Here is a 16,959-nt window from a genome sequence, read left to right as displayed (position 1 = left end):
CTGACTTGAAAATTCAGTAAACGGTACGTTTTCATCTCTTCATACATTTTGCAGGAACCAAAATCAGGGGGGTGAAAAGCGTGCACAACCCGTGCACAACCTGTACACCGCCTGAAACGTGTTTTTGTTCAGACAAAATTAGACAATACAGCGCGCGCAGGCTTTACTGTTTGGGCGTATAGTCAGGCCTATCAATGCCCTCTGAGAGCGAAACAACATGACCGACCTCGCTGTCTATGGCGGCCTTTTTCTTTCGGCCTTTGTCGCAGCCTCGCTGCTGCCAGCACAGTCCGAACTCGTGCTGGCGGGGCTGCTGGCCTCCCAAGAATGGTCTGCTTTTTGGCTCCTCTTTGTGGTGAGCCTAGGCAATATTCTTGGCGCACTGTTAAACTATGCTCTCGGACGCGGGGCGAATGCGCTCCAACACAAGCGCTGGTTTCCGTTTTCAGGCGATTCGCTGGCGCGTGCCGAAGGCTGGTATCGGCGCTACGGGCGTTATTCGCTTCTGCTCAGCTGGGCGCCTCTTGTGGGCGATCCGCTGACTTTGGCAGCAGGCGTGTTGCGCGAAAACATCTGGATCTTTCTCGCGCTCGTCACCTTGGCAAAGACCGGGCGCTATCTGGTGGTTGCAGGATTGGTCTGGGGCTGGCTCTAAGCGAAAAGATGCATATTTCATCGCGTATCCTTGCCTAGAGCTGACGACATTATCGCATCTTTGAGATTTAAATCGTAATTTGAGTGCATGAAAGACCAGATTGATTCTAAACTCATCACGGCTTTGCAGCAGAACGCTCAGGCCACAGCCCAAGAGCTGGCCGATATGCTTGGCCTCTCGCCAAGTCAAGCCGCGCGGCGGCGGCAGCGGCTGGAAGCCAGCGGTGTCATTCTTGGATATCGCGCGCAGCTTGATGCGGGGGCGCTTGGGCTTGGTGTGCAGGCCTTTGTACAGGTCCAGCTTCTCAACCACGACCCTACCCTTTCCAAGAGCTTCAACAAATTGATCGGTTCACAACCAGAGATCATTTCAGCCTGGGCTATGACGGGCGATGCAGATGTGTTGCTGCGGATTTATTCCAAGGATCTGGCCTCGCTAAACACGCTGATCCATGACATCCTTCTGGCGCATGGGGCAGTTAGCCGTGTGCATAGCCAGATTGTGATGAACCAGATTAAACAAGACGCACCGTTGCCAGCCTAATGCACTCCATGCTTTTCCTCCCTACGATCTATCTTTTGGCGGCAGTCATTGCCGTTCCGCTGGCCTCGCGGCTCGGGCTTGGCTCAGTGCTGGGATATCTGAGCGCTGGTGTGCTGATCGGCCTTATGCCGGGCCTTGGCGAAGAGACCCGCGATTTGCAGCATTTTGCAGAATTCGGCGTGGTAATGATGTTGTTTATCATCGGGCTTGAGCTGACCCCCGGGGCACTTTGGGCGATGCGACAAAGGCTTGTCGGCCTTGGCGGTGTTCAGGTTGTGCTGACCTGTATGGTCTTTTTTGTGGCTTCGTCATTGTTTGGGCTGGCGTGGCAGACGAGCCTTGCGATTGGTCTCGTATTGTCCTTGAGCTCAACCGCAATTGTGCTTCAGACCCTTACAGAAAAAGGCCTTGTCCAGACATCCGGCGGGCGCTCTGTCTTTGCGGTCTTGTTGACGCAGGATATTGCCGTGATCCCGTTTCTGGCGCTGATACCGCTCTTGAGCATTGCTGCTCCTGTCGCCTTTGGGCCAGATGGCTCGATCGTGCTGCAGACAGAGGACGGTGCGCATCATGCGACGTTGTTTGAAAGCCTGCCCGCTTGGGGCGTGGCGCTGGCGACGCTGGCAACCATTGCGGTTGTGATCGCTGCGGGGGTCTTTCTGACCAAGCCGATCTTTCGATATATTCACGCCACGCGACTGCGCGAGATGTTTACGGCGCTTGCCCTGCTCATTGTTATTGGCAACGCCTATGTGATGACGCTCTTGGGGCTCTCGCCCGCTTTGGGCGCTTTTCTGGCTGGGGTTGTTCTTGCAAGCAGCGAGTTCCGCCACGAGCTTGAGAGCGATATCGAGCCGTTTAAGGGCCTCTTGCTGGGGCTATTTTTCATCACCGTTGGGGCCTCGATCAACTTTACCACCTTGATGGCGGAGCCGGCCCTGATGATTGGCCTCGCCTGCGGGCTGATCCTGCTCAAGGGCGTTGTGCTCTTTGTACTCGGCTTCGGCTTTGGGCTTCGGCGGCGCGAGCTGTGGCTCTTTACACTGGCCTTGGCACAGGCGGGGGAGTTCGGGTTTGTTCTGATTTCCTTTGCCGGGCAACAGGGTGTCTTTACGGATGCTTTGGGCAACAGGCTTTTGCTGATTATCACCCTGTCGATGCTGATGACGCCGATACTCTTTTTGGTTTACGACTATTTGCACAAGCGCTTTGAGGGCGCCAAACAGACCAGCGAGCCTGATGAGATTGACCATGCTGGACCTGTGATCATTGCGGGTGTGGGGCGCTTTGGGCAGATTGTGAACCGGCTTGTGGAGAGCAGCGGGTTCAAGACTGTGGTTCTGGACAACAATCTCAAGCGCATCCAGCTGATGCGCAGCTTTGGCTACCGCGCGTTTCTGGGCGATCCCACGCGGCCAGAGCTTTTGCGCGCGGCGGGCTTGCGCGATGCGCGGGTGCTTGTTGTCTCGCTGGACGATACCGAAGCGGGACTGCGGCTTGTGCGGCACGCGCGCAAGGAACGGCCCGACATCCATATCATTGCACGCGCCCGTGACCGGGGCCATGTGTTTGCACTCTATGAGGCGGGCGCCAATGATATTGTGCGCGAGCTGTTTGACAGCTCCTTGCGGGCAGGGCGCTATGTGCTCGAAAACGTCGGGATGACCGAATATGAAGCCGCCGAGGCGGAACAAGCGTTTTACGCCCATGACCGAATGGCACTGAAAGAACTGGCGCAGCTTTGGAAGCCTGATCAGGATATGGCCAGCAACGAAGCTTACCGCAAGCGCGTGCGCGAGCTTGAGAAAGATCTCGAGTTGAGTTTGCAGGCTTTGGCAGAGAAGAAAGACAGCGCCTAGGCGATGGACAGGGCAGCAAGGTCCGCGAGCTTGGGACGCGGCAAGTCTTGGAAGACCTTGAGCGTCAGCCTGCGCGCGGCATCGCCCGCCCAGTCTTGTCCCAGCAGGATTTCAGGCGCTTCGGGCTGGCGCAGGACAATGCGCCGCCAATAGTGCAGCACCAGAAAGCGCAGCGCGGCGCGGGCCTCCTCTGTCAGGCTCTCTGAGGCGAGCGCGGGGAAGAGGCCCTCAAGGGCCGCGACATAGCCAGCGAATTCTGCCTGCGCCGCCTCAGACACAAGAGCAGTGCGCATCCATTCGGGCACATCCACAGCCGCCAAGCAGAGCGGTGCGCCAGTGGAGGGCGCGGGCGAGACGAGGATATTGGCCCCGATCAGCGCGGTTTTGGCGCGCCCTGATGCAGCGGCATCTTCCAGAAGCTCGATTTGCCAATCCGCACCCTGCCCGCTTTGGACATCGCGATAGATCCGAGCGTAGGCTTTGCGCGTGAGCGCCTCGCCTGTCTCGGAAAGGTGATAGGACGAACGGCGACCCGTTTTGACAGCCTCAAGCCAGCCATCCTTGCGCAAACGGTGCAGCGCGACACGCAGAGCCTCGGGCTTCACGCCAAAGGGCGCGGTGAGCGCGGCCAAGAGCTGACTGTCGATATGGTCTTCTTTGGCGGGGGCGATATCGCCAAAGATTGTGACAATGAGCGACCAGGTCTTCAGCGGGCCCTGCGCTTGCAGAGCCGTGAAGGTGGTTTCAAAGAGATGTGATGCGCCCGACGTCATGGGCGCACCTTAGCGAGAGTGGATCGCGCGTTAAAGAGCGTTCATTGTGAGGAGCTCATAGGTTGCGCAAAGCTCGTCATCCTGATTGGTGAGCGACACATGCCAGCGCACCTCGCCGTATTCTTCATTGCGGGTTGTCTTGCGCTTCACGGTGAGCGCGACCTTGATGGCGTCACCCGCCACAACAGGCTTCATAAACCGCAAGCTATCAAGGCCCGTATTGGCCAGAACCGGCCCTTCGTTTGGCTCCACAAACAGTCCTGCCGCGAAGCTGAGCAAGAGATAACCATGCGCCACACGGCCCGGGAAAAAGGGGTTCCGCGCGGCGGCCGCCTCATCCATGTGGGCGTAAAACGTATCGCCCGTGAAATGGGCGAAGGTCTCGATATCCTCAAGAGTGATGGTGCGGCTAGCGGTGTGCAGCGTTTCGCCCAAGGCAAGCGCGCCGAACCGGCGGGTGAAGGGGTGCGCGGGGCCAGTGACTTCGGCCGCGCCTGGAACCCACTTCTGACCGATGGCTGTGAGCATATCGGGGCTGCCCTGAATGGCGGTGCGTTGCATGTAGTGCATGACACCTCGGATGCCGCCCATCTCTTCGCCGCCGCCTGCGCGGCCTGGGCCGCCGTGAACCATATGAGGGAGCGGCGAACCGTGGCCTGTGCTCTCCTTCATAGAGTGGCGGTTGTTGATATAGATGCGCCCGTTCCACGGCGCGGCCTCGGCGACAAAGGCCGTCGCGATGGCAGGATCAGCTGTAATCAGCGAAGTGACAAGGCTGCCCTCGCCCTTGGCGACGAGCGCCGCCGCATGGGCCAGATCGCGGTAGCCCATCACGGTGCTCACAGGGCCGAAAGCCTCTGTGGCGTGGACCTCTGTTGCGGTGTCGGGATTTTCGCAGTGCAAGAGCACGGGCGAAACAAAGGCGCCCTCGGTGGGCACGCGGGCTTCGTCACGCCAGACAATCTTGCTTTCGGTGGCGAGCGTATCGGCCATGGCGAGCACATCATGCTTCTGGCTCATGCTGACGAGCGCGCCCATGCGGGTGCTCTCTTCGCGCGGATCGCCGATTGTGAGAGCGTCGAGCTTGGCGCTGATCGCTTTTATGACGGCCTCGACCTGCGTTTGGGGGACCATGATGCGGCGAATGGCAGTGCATTTCTGGCCTGCCTTAGCTGTCATTTCACGCAGGATTTCCTTGATGAAGAGGGAGAACTCTTCCGTGCCTTCGGCTGCATCGGGGCCAAGGACAGAGGCGTTGAGACTGTCTTGCTCGGCGATGAAGCGTGTCGAGTTTTGCGCAATGGTCGGATGACTGCGCAGCATGAGCGCGGTCTGGGCGGAGCCTGTGAAGCTGACCACATCTTGCGGGCCGAGGCCGTCAAAGAAATCCCCCACGCCACCAGAAATCAGCTGGAGTGCGCCCTCGGGGAGAAGCCCGCTCTCAAGCATGATTTTAACTGCAAGTTCAGTGACATAGGCGGTGGAGCTCGCAGGCTTTACAATGGCGGGAACGCCTGCGAGCAGGGTTGGGGCGAGCTTCTCGAGCATCCCCCAGACGGGGAAGTTGAAGGCGTTGATATGCACACCGACACCGCGCAGAGGCGTGCAGATATGCTGGCCCATGAAGGAGCCGTGGCGCGAGAGCTGCTCCAGATCACCATCAACATAGACATGCGCTTCGGGAAGCTCGCGGCGGCCCTTGGAGGCGAAGACAAACATCGTTCCGATGCCACCGTCGATGTCGATCAGGTGATCTTTCTGGGTCGCGCCTGTGTGAAAGCTGAGATCATAAAGCGCTTGCTTGTGCTCACCGAGCGCCATGGCCAGCGCCTTAACCATCTTGGCGCGCTCGTGGAAGTTCATCGCGCGCAAGGCAGGGCCGCCGACCTCGCGGGCGTGGATCAGCATAGCCTTTGTATCGAGCGTACCGTTGCCGATGCGGGCGAAGGGCGCACCTGTGATGGCGCAGTCTACGCTGCGGGCGGCTGCGTCGGGGGCAACCCACTGCCCCATGGCATAGCTTGCAATCTCTTTCATGGCGCTCTCCTTTTTGGCTCTGGATAATTTATTGACCAACCGTTCGGTTTATGCAAGCTTTGTCTTGTAAGCTTGAGGGAGAGAGCAATGTCTGAGACAATTTTAGTGACACGCCACGACACATGGCACGAGATCATGCTCAACCGTCCTGACAAGCTGAACTCATTTAACGAAGAGATGCATCTGGCGTTGCGCGCAGCCCTTGAAGCCGCGCGAGACGAGGGCGCGCGGGCGGTTTTGCTCACAGGTGCTGGACGCGGCTTTTGCGCCGGGCAGGATTTGGGCGATCGAGACCCTTCCAAAATGGACGCCCCCCCCGACTTGGGAGAGACGGTGCGCAAGTTCTATGGCCCGCTTGTGAACCTCATTCGCGCCCTGCCGTTTCCTGTGGTTTGCGCCGTCAACGGCGTTGCGGCGGGGGCTGGTGCAAACCTTGCCTTGGCCTGTGACATGGTGCTCGCCTCGGACAAGGCGAAGTTCATTCAATCCTTTAGCAAGGTTGGGCTCATTCCAGATACGGGTGGCAGCTTTCATTTGCCGCGCCTTCTTGGCGAAGCGCGCGCCAAGGGGCTGGCCTTTACCGCAGAGCCGATGAGTGCACAGCAGGCCGAGGATTGGGGCCTCATTTGGAAATGTATTGAGAACGGGCAACTGACCTATGAGGCGCATGCACTTGTGGAAAAGCTTGCAAACGGACCAACACTGGGCCTTGCCCTGACGAAAGCGGCCATTCAGGCCTCGGCTGTAAACACGCTCTCAGAGCAGCTCGAGCTTGAGGCAGGATACATGAAGACCTGCGGAGAATCTGCCGATTATGCCGAGGGCGTGAGCGCGTTTCTGAACAAACGCCCACCTCAGTTTAAGGGGGAATGAGCATGACACCGAAAGAGCGCGCAGAGCGATCGGCCGCCGCGATGTGGGCGGGCGACAAGGCCTCCGAGTGGGTCGGAATGGAGCTTGTCAGTGTTGATGAGGGCGAGGCTGTCTTGGAGATGACTGTGCAAACGCATCACACCAACGGCCACGGGACATGTCACGGAGGCATCTCCTTTTTGCTCGCCGACAGCGCCTTTGCCTTTGCGTGTAATTCGCGCAACCAGAACACTGTCGGGCAGCACACTTTTATGAGCTATCTCGCCCCCGGATTTGAGGGTGACCGCCTGCGCGCCACGGCACGCGAAGTCAGCCTCACAGGGCGCAGCGGGATTTATGATGTGGTTGTAAGCAACCAGAACGGCAAAACACTCTGCGAGTTTCGTGGCATTTCGCGCGCCATCGCGGGCACACATTTCGACGAAGGCGGGGAGGCCTAAGACATGAAAGATCTGACACCAAAGAAAAGCGACCTGGACCCGATCGAGATTGCCTCACGCGACGAGATTATGGCGCTGCAACTGACGCGGATGAAGACCACGCTGAAGCACGCCTATGACAATGTGCCAATGTATAAGGAGCGCTTTGATGCTGCTGGGGTGCACCCTGATGATCTGACGTGCCTGAGCGATCTGGCGAAATTCCCCTTCACATATAAAGACGACCTGCGGGCGAATTATCCTTTTGGCCTTGCTGCCGTGCCGCGCGAAGAGCTGGTGCGCATTCATGCCTCCTCCGGCACAACCGGCAAACCCACGGTCGTAGTTTATACCCAAAACGATATCGATGTCTGGGCAGACGTCGTCGCCCGCTCTCTGCGCGCTTCTGGCCTCAAGCGTGGCGACACAGTGCACAACGCCTATGGCTACGGCCTTTTCACCGGTGGTCTTGGCGCGCATTACGGGATCGAGCGGCTTGGGGCGACAGTGGTTCCCATGGGTGGCGGGCAAACCGAAAAGCAGGTGGGTCTCATCACAGATTTTAAGCCACAAGGGATCATGGTCACGCCGTCCTATATGCTCAACATCCTTGAGGGCTTCCACAAAGCGGGGATTGATCCGCGCACAAGCAGCCTTGATGTCGGCGTTTTCGGGGCCGAGCCTTGGACAAATGCGATGCGGCTTGAAGTCGAAGAGGCATTCGACATGCATGCCGTGGATATTTACGGGCTTTCCGAGATTATCGGACCAGGTGTGGCCAACGAATGTGTGGAAAGCAAAGACGGCCTCCACATCTGGGAAGATCACTTTTATCCTGAGGTGATCAACCCGGTCACAGGCGAGGTGGTCCCTGACGGAGAAGAAGGAGAGCTGGTCTTTACCACGCTCACCAAAACAGGCATGCCGATGATCCGCTATCGCACACGCGACCTGACCCGCCTGATGGCGGGCACGGCGCGCTCCATGCGGCGGATGCAGAAAATCACAGGGCGCTCTGACGACATGATCATTCTGCGCGGTGTGAATGTCTTCCCCACCCAGATCGAAGAACAGGTCATGGCGACAGGCGGTCTTGCGCCTTACTTCCAGATCGAGCTCTACAAATCAGGCCGGATGGATGCGATGCGGGTGTTTGTCGAGGCAACAGCTGATGCGGCAGACAATCTCTCCCGCACGGCAGCGCAGCGGATGTTAACCAAACATATCAAGGATATGGTAGGTGTCAGCACCGAGGTCATTGTAGGCGATCCCGGCTCCGTGGCACGCTCGCAAGGTAAAGCCGTGCGCGTGATCGACAATCGCAACAAGGGCTGAGCGCATGGCAAGAACACAAGCCAAGGATCACAGTGCCAAGCGCGAAGCCATCTTGGAAGCGGCGGCACGGGTCTTTGCCAGCGAGGGGTTTGACCGCGCAAGCATGGCAGCGCTTGCGCAGGATGCAGGCATTTCCAAGGCCAACATCTACCACTACTATGACAGCAAGGATGCGCTCTTGTTTGACTTGCTCGACAGTCACCTCAAAGAGCTGCGTGACAGGCTCGCCGAGGTGAACCTCGACGGGCTGGCCCCTGCAGAAAAGCTCCTTGCGCTCTGCGTCGAAGTGCTTCTGGCCTATCAGGGCGCAGACAATGCGCACCGTGTTCAAAGCGCAGGGATGGATCATCTGCCCCCGGATCAACGCCAGATTCTCGTTGGATATCAGCGTGATATGGTCAAGAAACTCTCAAGCGTCATTGCTGAAAATGCGCCAGACGTGTTTGAGCGCGATCCAGCCAAGCTGCGCAGCGTCACGATGTCCGTCTTTGGCATGCTCAACTGGCATTATATGTGGAACGCCAGCGCTGATGAACACGCACGTCGCGCTTATGGCGCAGAAGTGGCCAAGCTTGCAATCGGCGGTCTCAAAGCCCTCTGAGGGTCTTTTTCTTTCTTCAAATATCCTCAGGGGGTGAATGCCGCAGGCAGAGAGGGCGCGAGCGCCCCCTTCTTTGGCGTTTTGGCGCAGCCAAAGCGCAATCCCTGTTTTTCCATAGTCCTATTGGTCGTAATCCACTTTAACAACCGCGCTCACAGGGAAGCTCTGGCAGGACAGGATGTAGCCTTTTTCAACCTCATAATCTTCAAGCGCATGATTGGCACGCATATCGACTTCGCCTTCGATCACACGGCAGCGGCATGTCGAGCAGACCCCTGCTTTACAGGCGTAGGGTGCATCCAGATTGCCTGCCCGCGCGAGATCAAGAATGCTGCTGTCAGGATCGGCGTCCATGGTCTGGGTCGCACCATCAAGGGTGACCGAAAGTTTGATCTGTGCAGCAGCCCCTGCGGCGCGCGAGGCGGCGGGTTTGGCCAAACGGCCTTGTTGGGCGGAGGCGAAGAGCTCGTATTTGATCTGCTCGTCTTCTAGCCCATGCTCCTTCAGCGCCTTGGCGATGCCGAGCATCATAGGTTCGGGACCACAGATAAAGGCGGTATCGACGCTCTTGATATCAATCCAGCTTTCGAAAAGCTTGGCGCATTTCTCTTCCGTCACGAGCCCCGAGAAGAGCTCAATATCCTGTGCGTCTTGCTCAAGGATATGGATCACATTGAAGCGGCCCATGTAGATGTTCTTGAGATCTTCCAGTTCCTCGCGGAACATGATCGTGCTGATGCCCTTATTGGCATAGACCAGCGTAAACTCGGCCTTTGGCTCGGCCTCAAGTGTGGTTTTGATCAGCGACAAAACGGGCGTGATCCCTGAACCACCTGCAAAGGCGAGGTAAGATTTCTCTGTGCTGGCATCCAGCGGTGTAAAGAAGCGGCCCATCGGCGGCATGGCCTCGATGTGCGCGCCGATGGCTAGCTCTTCGTTGGCCCAAGTTGAGAAGGCGCCGCCATCAACACGCTTGATGCCAACTTGCAGGATGCCCTCGCCCTTGCCTGCGCAAATCGAGTAGCTGCGGCGGATTTCCTCGCCGTCGAAATCGCGGCGAAAGGTGAGATATTGGCCTTGGGTGAAGTCAAATTCACTGGCTGCGCCATTGACGGGCTTGAGCGTCACAACAACAGCGTCGCGGATTGTTTTGCGCAGACCTGTGACTTCGAGTTCATGAAAGCGGGGCATGTGTCACCTCAAATACATTTGAAATAGTCGAAAGGCTCAAGGCAACTTTTACAGCGCCATTGGGCCTTGCATGGGGTGGAGCCAAACTGGGAAAGGCGTTCCAGATCATGGCTTTGGCAGCGTGGGCACTGTGCGGGGCCACCTGCGGGCTGGGGCGGAGCGATGCCGTACTCCTCAAGCTTTTTACGGCCCTTTTCAGTCAACCAGTCGGTTGTCCATGGCGGGCTAAGCTGGCGTTTGAGCGCAAGCTTCTCGATACCGTGGCCGCGCAGAGCGGTTTCGATATCAAGGTTAATGATGCTCGTCGCAGGGCAGCCTGAATAGGTCGGCGTGACGGTGACTTCGAGTGTGTCCCCCGCCCACTCCACATGGCGGATGATGCCCAAATCCATCAGAGAGATCACAGGAATCTCGGGGTCAGGCACATCATCGAGCCACGTGTAGACCTGATCAACGCTCGGCTGCATCACCAGCTCGCTCCTGGATAGGCGCGCTGAAGCCACTGCATTTGTGTGAGGATATGGCCGAGATGCTCGGTGTGCATCTTGCCTGTCCGTCCGCCTTTGTGGCCGAAGCGACTATCGGGCAGCGTGAGTGTGGCCTCTGCCATGGTGTCAGCCACGGCTGCATCATATGCGGCGCGCAAGCTGGCCAAGTCGGGGGCAATGCCCTCGTGCGTGGCGGCCTCATCGACGGCATCGGGCGTGAACAGCTCACCCACGAAGGGATAAAGATACTCAAGCGCGTCTTGCATGCGCTTGTGGCTTTCAGGCGTACCGTCGCCAAGGCCAATCACCGTGTCGCGCGAGCGCTCAACGTGGTAGCTCACTTCTTTCACAGCCTTGTCGGCGATGTCGGAGACACGCTTTTCACATGAGCCTTGAAGGGCTTGCAGCATGAGCAGGTGCCATTGGTCAAAGAGATACTGTCGCATCAAGGTACGACCAAAGTCGCCATTGGGCAGCTCGGTAAGCAGCGCGTTGCGAAAATCCCAAGCGTCGCGCAGGAAGGCAAGATCATCGGCAGTTTTGCCTGTGCCCTCTTCTTCGGCGGCGAGGCCGAGCCAGAGCTGGGTCTGGCCGATGAGGTCCAAAGCCGTGTTCGCCAGCGCGATATCTTCTTCAAGCACTGGCGCGTGGCCACACCATTCTGAGACGCGATGTCCAAGGATAAGCGTGCTGTCGCCCATGCGCAGCGCGAAGTCATAAAGAGTGCTCATGTTACATGGCCCCCACGTCTTCGGGGATGTCAAAGAACGTCGGGTGGCGGTAGACCTTGCTTTCGCTTGGCTCATAAAGCGGGCCTTTGTCAGAGGGGCTTGAGGCCGAGATATGCGCGGCCTCCACAACCCAGATTGACTGGCCTTCGTTGCGGCGCGTGTAAACATCACGGGCATTTTTGATCGCCATTTCAGCATCAGGCGCATGAAGCGAGCCCACATGACGGTGTGACAGGCCATGCTGGCCGCGGACGAAGATTTCCCAGAGGGGCCATTCTTTAGACATGTGTATGCTCCTTATTCCGCAGCTGTTTTGAGGGCCGCGCGTTTGGCAGCGTGGGCCATGAGGCCGTCACGCACCCATGCGCCTTCGTCCCAAGCTTTGTTGCGTTTTTCCAAGCGGTCGACGTTGCAAGGGCCATTGCCGCGCAAGACATCAAAGAACTCCTCCCAGTCAGGCTGCGAAAAGTCATAGCCGCCCTTCTCTTCGTTCCATTTGAGGTTTTCGTCGGGCACGGTAAGACCAAGGTATTCGGCCTGCGGCACGGTCTGGTCGACAAATTTCTGGCGCAACTCGTCGTTGCTGTCCATTTTGATTTTCCAAGCCATGGATTGGGCCGAGTGCACTGAGTCTGCATCAGACGGGCCGAACATCATGAGCGATGGATACCAGAGGCGGTTGAGCGCATCTTGGGCCATAGCCTTTTGTGCTGCCGTGCCTTGCGCCATCTTCATCATGATGTCGTAGCCTTGACGCTGGTGAAAGCTCTCTTCCTTGCAAATACGGATCATCGCACGGCTATAAGGGCCATAAGATGTGCGCTGGAGCGGCACTTGGTTCATAATGGCCGCACCATCGACAAGCCAGCCAACCGCGCCCATATCGGCCCAGTTGAGTGTGGGATAGTTGAAAATCGAAGAATACTTCATGCGCCCGTCAAGAAGCTGTTCTGTCAGCTCGTCACGGCTCACGCCCAGCGTTTCGGCAGCGGCGTAGAGGTAGAGGCCATGGCCTGCCTCGTCCTGCACCTTGGCGAGGAGGATTGCCTTGCGCTCAAGTGTGGGCGCGCGGGTGATCCAGTTGCCTTCGGGCAGCTGGCCGACGATTTCGGAGTGCGCATGCTGGCCGATCTGGCGGATCAGCGTTTTGCGGTAGCCCGCTGGCATCCAGTCTTTTGGTTCGATCTTGATACCTTGGTCGATGCGGTCCTGAAAGGCCGCCTCTTCGGGGGACATTTCCTCGCGGGCTTTGACGCCCTCGCCCGTTGATTTTACCATCTGTGCATACATGATATTTCTCCTCAGACCCGTTCAATGATAATCGCTGCGCCTTGGCCGACGCCAACGCACATGGTGCAAAGTGCATACCGCCCGCCGCGGCGCTTGAGCTCGTATGCCGCCGTCATGACAAGGCGCGCACCTGACATGCCAAGCGGGTGACCCAGAGCGATGGCGCCGCCGTTTGGATTGACGTGCTCCGCATCATCCGCAACGCCAAGCGCGCGCAAAGTGGCAAGGCCTTGGCTGGCAAACGCTTCGTTAAGTTCGATCACGTCCATGTCTTCAATGCTCAGACCCGCGCGGGCGAGCACTTTTTGGCTCGCAGGCACAGGGCCGATGCCCATGATACGCGGCGCAACGCCTGCCACCGACATGCCGACAACGCGGGCGAGCGGCGTGAGGCCTTGGGCAGATGCGCTGGCTTCGGACGCCATGAGCAGCGCAGCGGCGCCATCATTGACGCCGGAGGCATTGCCGGCTGTGACAGTCTTACCATCGCCGTTGATGGCGCGCAGTTTCGCAAGGCTCTCTGGCGTTGTGCCAGCGCGCGGGTGTTCGTCTGTGGCAAACACAATCGGATCGCCCTTGCGCTGCGGAATTTCGACAGGCGTGATCTCATCAGAGAACTTACCAGCGGCTTGCGCAGCCTCAAAGCGGGCTTGGGAGCGCGCCGCAAATGCGTCTTGGTCAGCGCGGCTGATGCCATAGTCCTCAGCCACATTGTCAGCGGTTTCGGGCATAGAGTCTGTGTCGTAGGCGGCTTTCATTCTGGGATTCACAAAGCGCCAGCCGATGGTTGTATCATAGACCGTATTGGCGCGTGAGAAGGCTGTTTCAGCCTTGGGCATCACGAAGGGGGCGCGGCTCATGCTCTCAACGCCGCCTGCGATCGCCATATCATAATCGCCCGCCTTGATGGCACGGGCCGCCATACCGACAGCATCCATGCCAGACGCACAAAGGCGGTTGAGCGTTGTGCCCGGAACGTCAATCGGCAGGCCCGCCAGAAGCGCGGCCATGCGCGCAACATTGCGGTTGTCCTCACCAGCTTGGTTGGCTGAGCCATAAATCACATCGTCAATCGCGGCCCAATCCACATTTGGATTGCGGGCCTTCAAAGCGGCGATGGGCAAAGCGGCAAGATCATCGGCGCGCACAGAAGACAGCGCCCCGCCATAGCGGCCGATGGGTGTTCGGGTTGCATCACAAATAAAGGCCTGAGCCAAGGCAGCGTCTCCTGAGTGGTGGTCCTGTTGTTTGTTTATTGTGCACGGCGGCACGATTCGATGCAAGCAATATGTTACACCAAATGCTCATATTTTTCAAATTTCGTAACGCATTGATGGATTTTTGAAATTTGCACAAAAAATTGCCGCATTGCTGATATAGCTCGTCAGATAACGAGGAAGCCTAAGTTAATTTGAGCACATGAGTCCTAAAGAACACCCCTACCGTCCAGAGATCGACGGTCTGCGCATGATCGCGGTTGTCGCTGTCGTGCTCTATCACTTCGGGATGCCCGGCCTCAGCGGCGGGTTTGCTGGTGTTGATGTATTTTTTGTCATCTCAGGGTATCTCATTGGCGGCATACTGTGGCGCGAGACGCGCGCGACTGGGCGCATCTCCTTGGCACGGTTTTATATCCGCCGTGTGAAGCGGCTCGCGCCTGCCTTCTTTGCAATGGCGCTGGCGGCGAGTGTGATCGCGTGGCTCGTTTTGCTGCCGTTCGAGTTTCGCGAGTATGGCAAATCATTGATCGCTGCGACGGTCTATTTGAGCAATGTGCTGTTTTTCCGAGGGGCCGGGTATTTTGATACGGCGGCAGAGACCAAAGTATTGCTCCATACTTGGTCCTTATCCGTGGAGGAGCAGTTCTACATCTTTTTGCCGCTCGCGCTTCTTTTGCTGGCGCGTTGGCCACGAGTCTTTGTCGGCACGCTTTGGCTCTGTTTTGGGGTCTCGCTGGTGGCCTCGGTTTGGTTCACACCAAGCCACCAGACCGCAACATTCTATCTCTTCCCGTTTCGCGCATGGGAGCTTTTGGCGGGTGTTCTATTGGCGATCTGGAGCTATGGGCGCGCCCCGTTCAGAGCGGGTGCATGGATAAGCTGGCTCGGGCTTGGGCTGGTCATAGCGAGTCTTATTTTCATTGATGCCGCACGCGGATTTCCGGGCAGGCAGGTTATTTTCCCTGTGCTTGGCACGATGCTTTTGCTGGTCAACGGGCAAGCGCGGAATATGGTAAACGGGGTATTGTCGATGCGCGGCCCCGTCTTTTTGGGTAAGATATCTTATTCGCTTTATCTCTGGCATTGGCCTGTGTTTGTACTCTCATATTACTGGCGCGGGAGCTATGCGGGCTGGTGGGAGGCCTTGGCCTGGATCTGTGTCAGCCTAGCTTTGGCATGGTTGTCGCGGCGTTATGTCGAGACGCCGTTTCGCCGTATGGAGCCGCGCGGTTGGGCTGTACTCGGCGCACTGGCCCTGCCTTCGGCCACCGCTTTGGGCTTTGGCGCACTGGCCTATGTAAAAGACGGGCTTCCCACGCGGTTTGACCTCAAGACCCAGTCGCATATTCAGGCAAGTGGTGACTTTTTGCAGGACTTCTTGCGCTGCTATGTGCCGAGTAACGGAGCGTTTGAGGGTGTGGAGCTTTGCCCTATCGGCCCTGAAGGCGCGCCGCAGGTTTTGATCTGGGGGGACAGCCATGTGCGCGCTTTCAAGGAAGGGCTGGAGCAAGCCGCATGGGACGCAGCAACCCCTGCCCTGATAATCTGGCACGCGGGCTGCGCGCCGCTCTTTGGCGTGACCAAGACCGAGAGCTATGCCACCCCCGCGCAGGATGCGGCCTGCACAAGCGACAAGGCTGTCATTGCGCGTGATATAGCCACGCTTGAAACGGTGCGCGACGTCCTACTTGTCGGGCGCTGGAGCTATTATGCAAGCGGGCGTGGCGTGGGGTTAGACGCCGAGAACACCATCACACTTGAAGGCTATGGCAAAAGCGACAACGCGGCTGTGCTGCGTGCGGGGCTGGCGGCGAGCTTGCCTATACTTCAGGCACAGTTTGGACGTGTGCATGTGCTGGAGCAGATGCCAGAGCTGCCACGCTATGACAGCCGCGAAGCCGCGCGACTTCTGGCACACGGGCGCGCCAGTGAAGACGACATTGCTGCGCGTTCCACTGTGATGCGTGCCAAGGCTGAGGCGCGCTATGCACAAGCGCGTGAAGCTATGGGTGCTGCCCCCGTCATCAAAATGTGGGATGCCGTTTGCACAAGTGAAACCTGCAGTGCGCTTCAGGGCACGGAGAGCTGGAATTTTGACAACAACCACATCACCAATACGGCGGCAGAGGCGATGGCGGCGCGGTTTCCCCCCTTTTTTGAAGGGCGTTTGAGCAATGAGTGAGCTTCTGCGGGCCTCTTGGGATGTGGTTGTGATCGGCACGGGCATGGGCGGCGGTACGTTGGGCCACGCACTCGCGGAAGCGGGCCAGAAAGTCTTGTTTGTTGAGAAAGGGCCAGCGGGCCACCGCCGCGAAGAGACGCCTCTGTCTCATGAGATATTTGTCCCTGAAGCGCGGCTGGCGCGGGGGTTTTGGCCTGCGCCGATGCGCGCGCGCGTGGACGGTATTGAGCAAAGCTTTTACGGGCCTATTGGCGCAGGGGTTGGCGGCAGCTCGGTCTTTTATGCGGCGACCTTGGAGCGCCCTGCTCCGCAGGACTTGGACCACACGAACGCGCGGCCCCATCCAACAGGCGGCTGGCCTGTGTCCTATGCAGAATTTGAGCCGTATCTGGCGCGTGCGGAAGAAATGTATCACGTGCGCGGCACTGCGGATCCGCTCAGCCCTGCCCCCTCACGCGCCCTGCCCAAGCCAGGAGCGATGAGCGAAATGGACCGCGTGATTGCAGGGCGTTTGGCGGCAAACGGGGTACACCCTTATCATCTGCATACGGCTGTGGAAAATATAACAGCGCAAGTAAAGCGAGTGCGTTTGGCATCTTCTTTTATAGTTTCCTGCTGCGCCCCAACCCAGACAACCAAAGTTTTAGCAATGAAAAGGACGTTTGTCGCATATTTCTTCTCATTTGCCCCATTATCGCCGACAATCCATCTCATTCTCGCCCACTGGTTCGCATAGCGGATCAAAGCGTGAAAAAGACGGGA

Annotated in this window: 17 protein-coding genes; 9 read left to right on the top strand and 8 right to left on the bottom strand. The window is 58.2% G+C overall.

What is annotated here, in order from left to right; all coding sequences use genetic code 11:
* Positions 1-217: 217 nt before the first annotated feature.
* From P8O11_RS05675 to P8O11_RS05665, 3 genes are all read left to right on the top strand, one after another.
* The gene (locus P8O11_RS05675) at positions 218-655 is read left to right on the top strand and encodes a YqaA family protein (protein ID WP_300292561.1); all 438 of its coding nucleotides are present in this window, start codon (positions 218-220) and stop codon (positions 653-655) included.
* An 87-nt stretch (positions 656-742) separates the two neighbouring features.
* Positions 743-1,198 carry an Lrp/AsnC family transcriptional regulator gene (locus P8O11_RS05670; RefSeq protein ID WP_300292559.1) on the top strand — a complete coding sequence of 152 codons (456 nt, stop codon included), beginning with the start codon at positions 743-745 and terminating at the stop codon, positions 1,196-1,198.
* Positions 1,198-3,057, top strand: a complete 1,860-nt coding sequence (locus tag P8O11_RS05665) for a monovalent cation:proton antiporter-2 (CPA2) family protein (protein ID WP_300292557.1) — start codon at positions 1,198-1,200, stop codon at positions 3,055-3,057. Before P8O11_RS05670 ends, P8O11_RS05665 begins: the two co-directional genes overlap by 1 nt.
* Here the strand turns inward: P8O11_RS05665 and P8O11_RS05660 are convergent.
* On the bottom strand, positions 3,054-3,830 hold the full coding sequence (locus tag P8O11_RS05660) for a PaaX family transcriptional regulator C-terminal domain-containing protein (RefSeq protein WP_300292555.1): 777 nt from the start codon (positions 3,828-3,830) through the stop codon (positions 3,054-3,056). The two genes, P8O11_RS05665 and P8O11_RS05660, sit on opposite strands and share 4 nt — an antisense overlap.
* A 30-nt stretch (positions 3,831-3,860) precedes the next feature.
* Positions 3,861-5,867, bottom strand: a complete 2,007-nt coding sequence (gene paaZ, locus P8O11_RS05655) for a phenylacetic acid degradation bifunctional protein PaaZ (protein WP_300292553.1) — start codon at positions 5,865-5,867, stop codon at positions 3,861-3,863.
* Positions 5,868-5,954: 87 nt separating this feature from the next.
* On the opposite strand from paaZ, the gene paaG reads away from it, so the two are divergent.
* Genes paaG through P8O11_RS05635 form a run of 4 tightly spaced genes read left to right on the top strand, consistent with a single transcriptional unit; the run spans position 5,955 to position 9,095 of the window.
* A complete protein-coding gene (gene paaG, locus P8O11_RS05650) occupies positions 5,955-6,740 on the top strand; it encodes a 2-(1,2-epoxy-1,2-dihydrophenyl)acetyl-CoA isomerase PaaG (RefSeq protein ID WP_300292551.1) in 786 nt (261 codons plus the stop codon).
* 2 nt (positions 6,741-6,742) lie between these two features.
* Positions 6,743-7,180 (top strand): hydroxyphenylacetyl-CoA thioesterase PaaI, encoded by a 438-nt coding sequence (gene paaI, locus P8O11_RS05645; RefSeq protein WP_300292549.1) that lies wholly within the window; start codon positions 6,743-6,745, stop codon positions 7,178-7,180.
* Between the two features lie 3 nt (positions 7,181-7,183).
* Complete coding sequence (gene paaK / locus P8O11_RS05640; RefSeq protein ID WP_300292547.1) at positions 7,184-8,494, top strand: phenylacetate--CoA ligase PaaK; 1,311 nt, start codon at positions 7,184-7,186, stop codon at positions 8,492-8,494.
* Positions 8,495-8,498: 4 nt separating this feature from the next.
* Positions 8,499-9,095, top strand: coding sequence for a TetR/AcrR family transcriptional regulator (locus tag P8O11_RS05635; RefSeq protein ID WP_300292545.1), 597 nt, complete (start codon positions 8,499-8,501; stop codon positions 9,093-9,095).
* A gap of 120 nt (positions 9,096-9,215) precedes the next feature.
* On the opposite strand, the gene P8O11_RS05630 is transcribed toward P8O11_RS05635, so the two are convergent.
* Genes P8O11_RS05630 through pcaF form a run of 6 tightly spaced genes read right to left on the bottom strand, consistent with a single transcriptional unit; the run spans position 9,216 to position 14,012 of the window.
* On the bottom strand, positions 9,216-10,286 hold the full coding sequence (locus P8O11_RS05630; RefSeq protein ID WP_300292543.1) for a 2Fe-2S iron-sulfur cluster-binding protein: 1,071 nt from the start codon (positions 10,284-10,286) through the stop codon (positions 9,216-9,218).
* 8 nt (positions 10,287-10,294) lie between these two features.
* On the bottom strand, positions 10,295-10,753 hold the full coding sequence (gene paaD, locus P8O11_RS05625; protein WP_300292563.1) for a 1,2-phenylacetyl-CoA epoxidase subunit PaaD: 459 nt from the start codon (positions 10,751-10,753) through the stop codon (positions 10,295-10,297).
* The gene (paaC, locus tag P8O11_RS05620; protein ID WP_300292541.1) at positions 10,753-11,505 is read right to left on the bottom strand and encodes a 1,2-phenylacetyl-CoA epoxidase subunit PaaC; all 753 of its coding nucleotides are present in this window, start codon (positions 11,503-11,505) and stop codon (positions 10,753-10,755) included. The genes paaD and paaC overlap by 1 nt, the downstream gene beginning before the upstream one ends.
* A 1-nt stretch (position 11,506) precedes the next feature.
* Positions 11,507-11,791, bottom strand: a complete 285-nt coding sequence (gene paaB / locus P8O11_RS05615) for a 1,2-phenylacetyl-CoA epoxidase subunit PaaB (RefSeq protein ID WP_089888064.1) — start codon at positions 11,789-11,791, stop codon at positions 11,507-11,509.
* Positions 11,792-11,802: 11 nt separating this feature from the next.
* Entirely contained in the window at positions 11,803-12,795 is a 993-nt protein-coding gene (gene paaA / locus P8O11_RS05610) for a 1,2-phenylacetyl-CoA epoxidase subunit PaaA (protein ID WP_300292536.1), read from the bottom strand.
* An 11-nt stretch (positions 12,796-12,806) separates the two neighbouring features.
* A complete protein-coding gene (pcaF, locus tag P8O11_RS05605; RefSeq protein WP_300292534.1) occupies positions 12,807-14,012 on the bottom strand; it encodes a 3-oxoadipyl-CoA thiolase in 1,206 nt (401 codons plus the stop codon).
* Between the two features lie 202 nt (positions 14,013-14,214).
* Between pcaF and P8O11_RS05600 the strand changes: the two genes are divergently transcribed.
* Both P8O11_RS05600 and P8O11_RS05595 read left to right on the top strand, forming a co-directional pair.
* Positions 14,215-16,197: an acyltransferase family protein gene (locus P8O11_RS05600; protein WP_300292532.1), complete on the top strand. Its 1,983-nt coding sequence runs from the start codon at positions 14,215-14,217 to the stop codon at positions 16,195-16,197.
* Positions 16,190-16,933 (top strand): FAD-binding protein, encoded by a 744-nt coding sequence (locus tag P8O11_RS05595; RefSeq protein ID WP_300292530.1) that lies wholly within the window; start codon positions 16,190-16,192, stop codon positions 16,931-16,933. Before P8O11_RS05600 ends, P8O11_RS05595 begins: the two co-directional genes overlap by 8 nt.
* Positions 16,934-16,959 lie beyond the last annotated feature (26 nt).

This window comes from Lentibacter sp. (assembly GCF_029254145.1).
In the GTDB taxonomy this organism is placed as follows: domain Bacteria; phylum Pseudomonadota; class Alphaproteobacteria; order Rhodobacterales; family Rhodobacteraceae; genus Lentibacter.
The sequence above is the reverse complement of the archived record's forward strand: the minus strand, read 5'-3'. Positions and strand labels throughout refer to the sequence as shown.

What these genes read in the sequence shown, in the direction of transcription:
- P8O11_RS05675 (WP_300292561.1), top strand. Translation starts at nt 218, where the DNA reads ATGACCGACCTCGCTGTCTATGGCGGCCTTTTTCTTTCGGCCTTTGTC.
- P8O11_RS05670 (WP_300292559.1), top strand. Translation starts at nt 743, where the DNA reads ATGAAAGACCAGATTGATTCTAAACTCATCACGGCTTTGCAGCAGAAC.
- P8O11_RS05665 (WP_300292557.1), top strand. Translation starts at nt 1,198, where the DNA reads ATGCACTCCATGCTTTTCCTCCCTACGATCTATCTTTTGGCGGCAGTC.
- P8O11_RS05660 (WP_300292555.1), bottom strand. Translation starts at nt 3,830, where the DNA reads ATGACGTCGGGCGCATCACATCTCTTTGAAACCACCTTCACGGCTCTG.
- paaZ (WP_300292553.1), bottom strand. Translation starts at nt 5,867, where the DNA reads ATGAAAGAGATTGCAAGCTATGCCATGGGGCAGTGGGTTGCCCCCGAC.
- paaG (WP_300292551.1), top strand. Translation starts at nt 5,955, where the DNA reads ATGTCTGAGACAATTTTAGTGACACGCCACGACACATGGCACGAGATC.
- paaI (WP_300292549.1), top strand. Translation starts at nt 6,743, where the DNA reads ATGACACCGAAAGAGCGCGCAGAGCGATCGGCCGCCGCGATGTGGGCG.
- paaK (WP_300292547.1), top strand. Translation starts at nt 7,184, where the DNA reads ATGAAAGATCTGACACCAAAGAAAAGCGACCTGGACCCGATCGAGATT.
- P8O11_RS05635 (WP_300292545.1), top strand. Translation starts at nt 8,499, where the DNA reads ATGGCAAGAACACAAGCCAAGGATCACAGTGCCAAGCGCGAAGCCATC.
- P8O11_RS05630 (WP_300292543.1), bottom strand. Translation starts at nt 10,286, where the DNA reads ATGCCCCGCTTTCATGAACTCGAAGTCACAGGTCTGCGCAAAACAATC.
- paaD (WP_300292563.1), bottom strand. Translation starts at nt 10,753, where the DNA reads ATGCAGCCGAGCGTTGATCAGGTCTACACGTGGCTCGATGATGTGCCT.
- paaC (WP_300292541.1), bottom strand. Translation starts at nt 11,505, where the DNA reads ATGAGCACTCTTTATGACTTCGCGCTGCGCATGGGCGACAGCACGCTT.
- paaB (WP_089888064.1), bottom strand. Translation starts at nt 11,791, where the DNA reads ATGTCTAAAGAATGGCCCCTCTGGGAAATCTTCGTCCGCGGCCAGCAT.
- paaA (WP_300292536.1), bottom strand. Translation starts at nt 12,795, where the DNA reads ATGTATGCACAGATGGTAAAATCAACGGGCGAGGGCGTCAAAGCCCGC.
- P8O11_RS05600 (WP_300292532.1), top strand. Translation starts at nt 14,215, where the DNA reads ATGAGTCCTAAAGAACACCCCTACCGTCCAGAGATCGACGGTCTGCGC.
- P8O11_RS05595 (WP_300292530.1), top strand. Translation starts at nt 16,190, where the DNA reads ATGAGTGAGCTTCTGCGGGCCTCTTGGGATGTGGTTGTGATCGGCACG.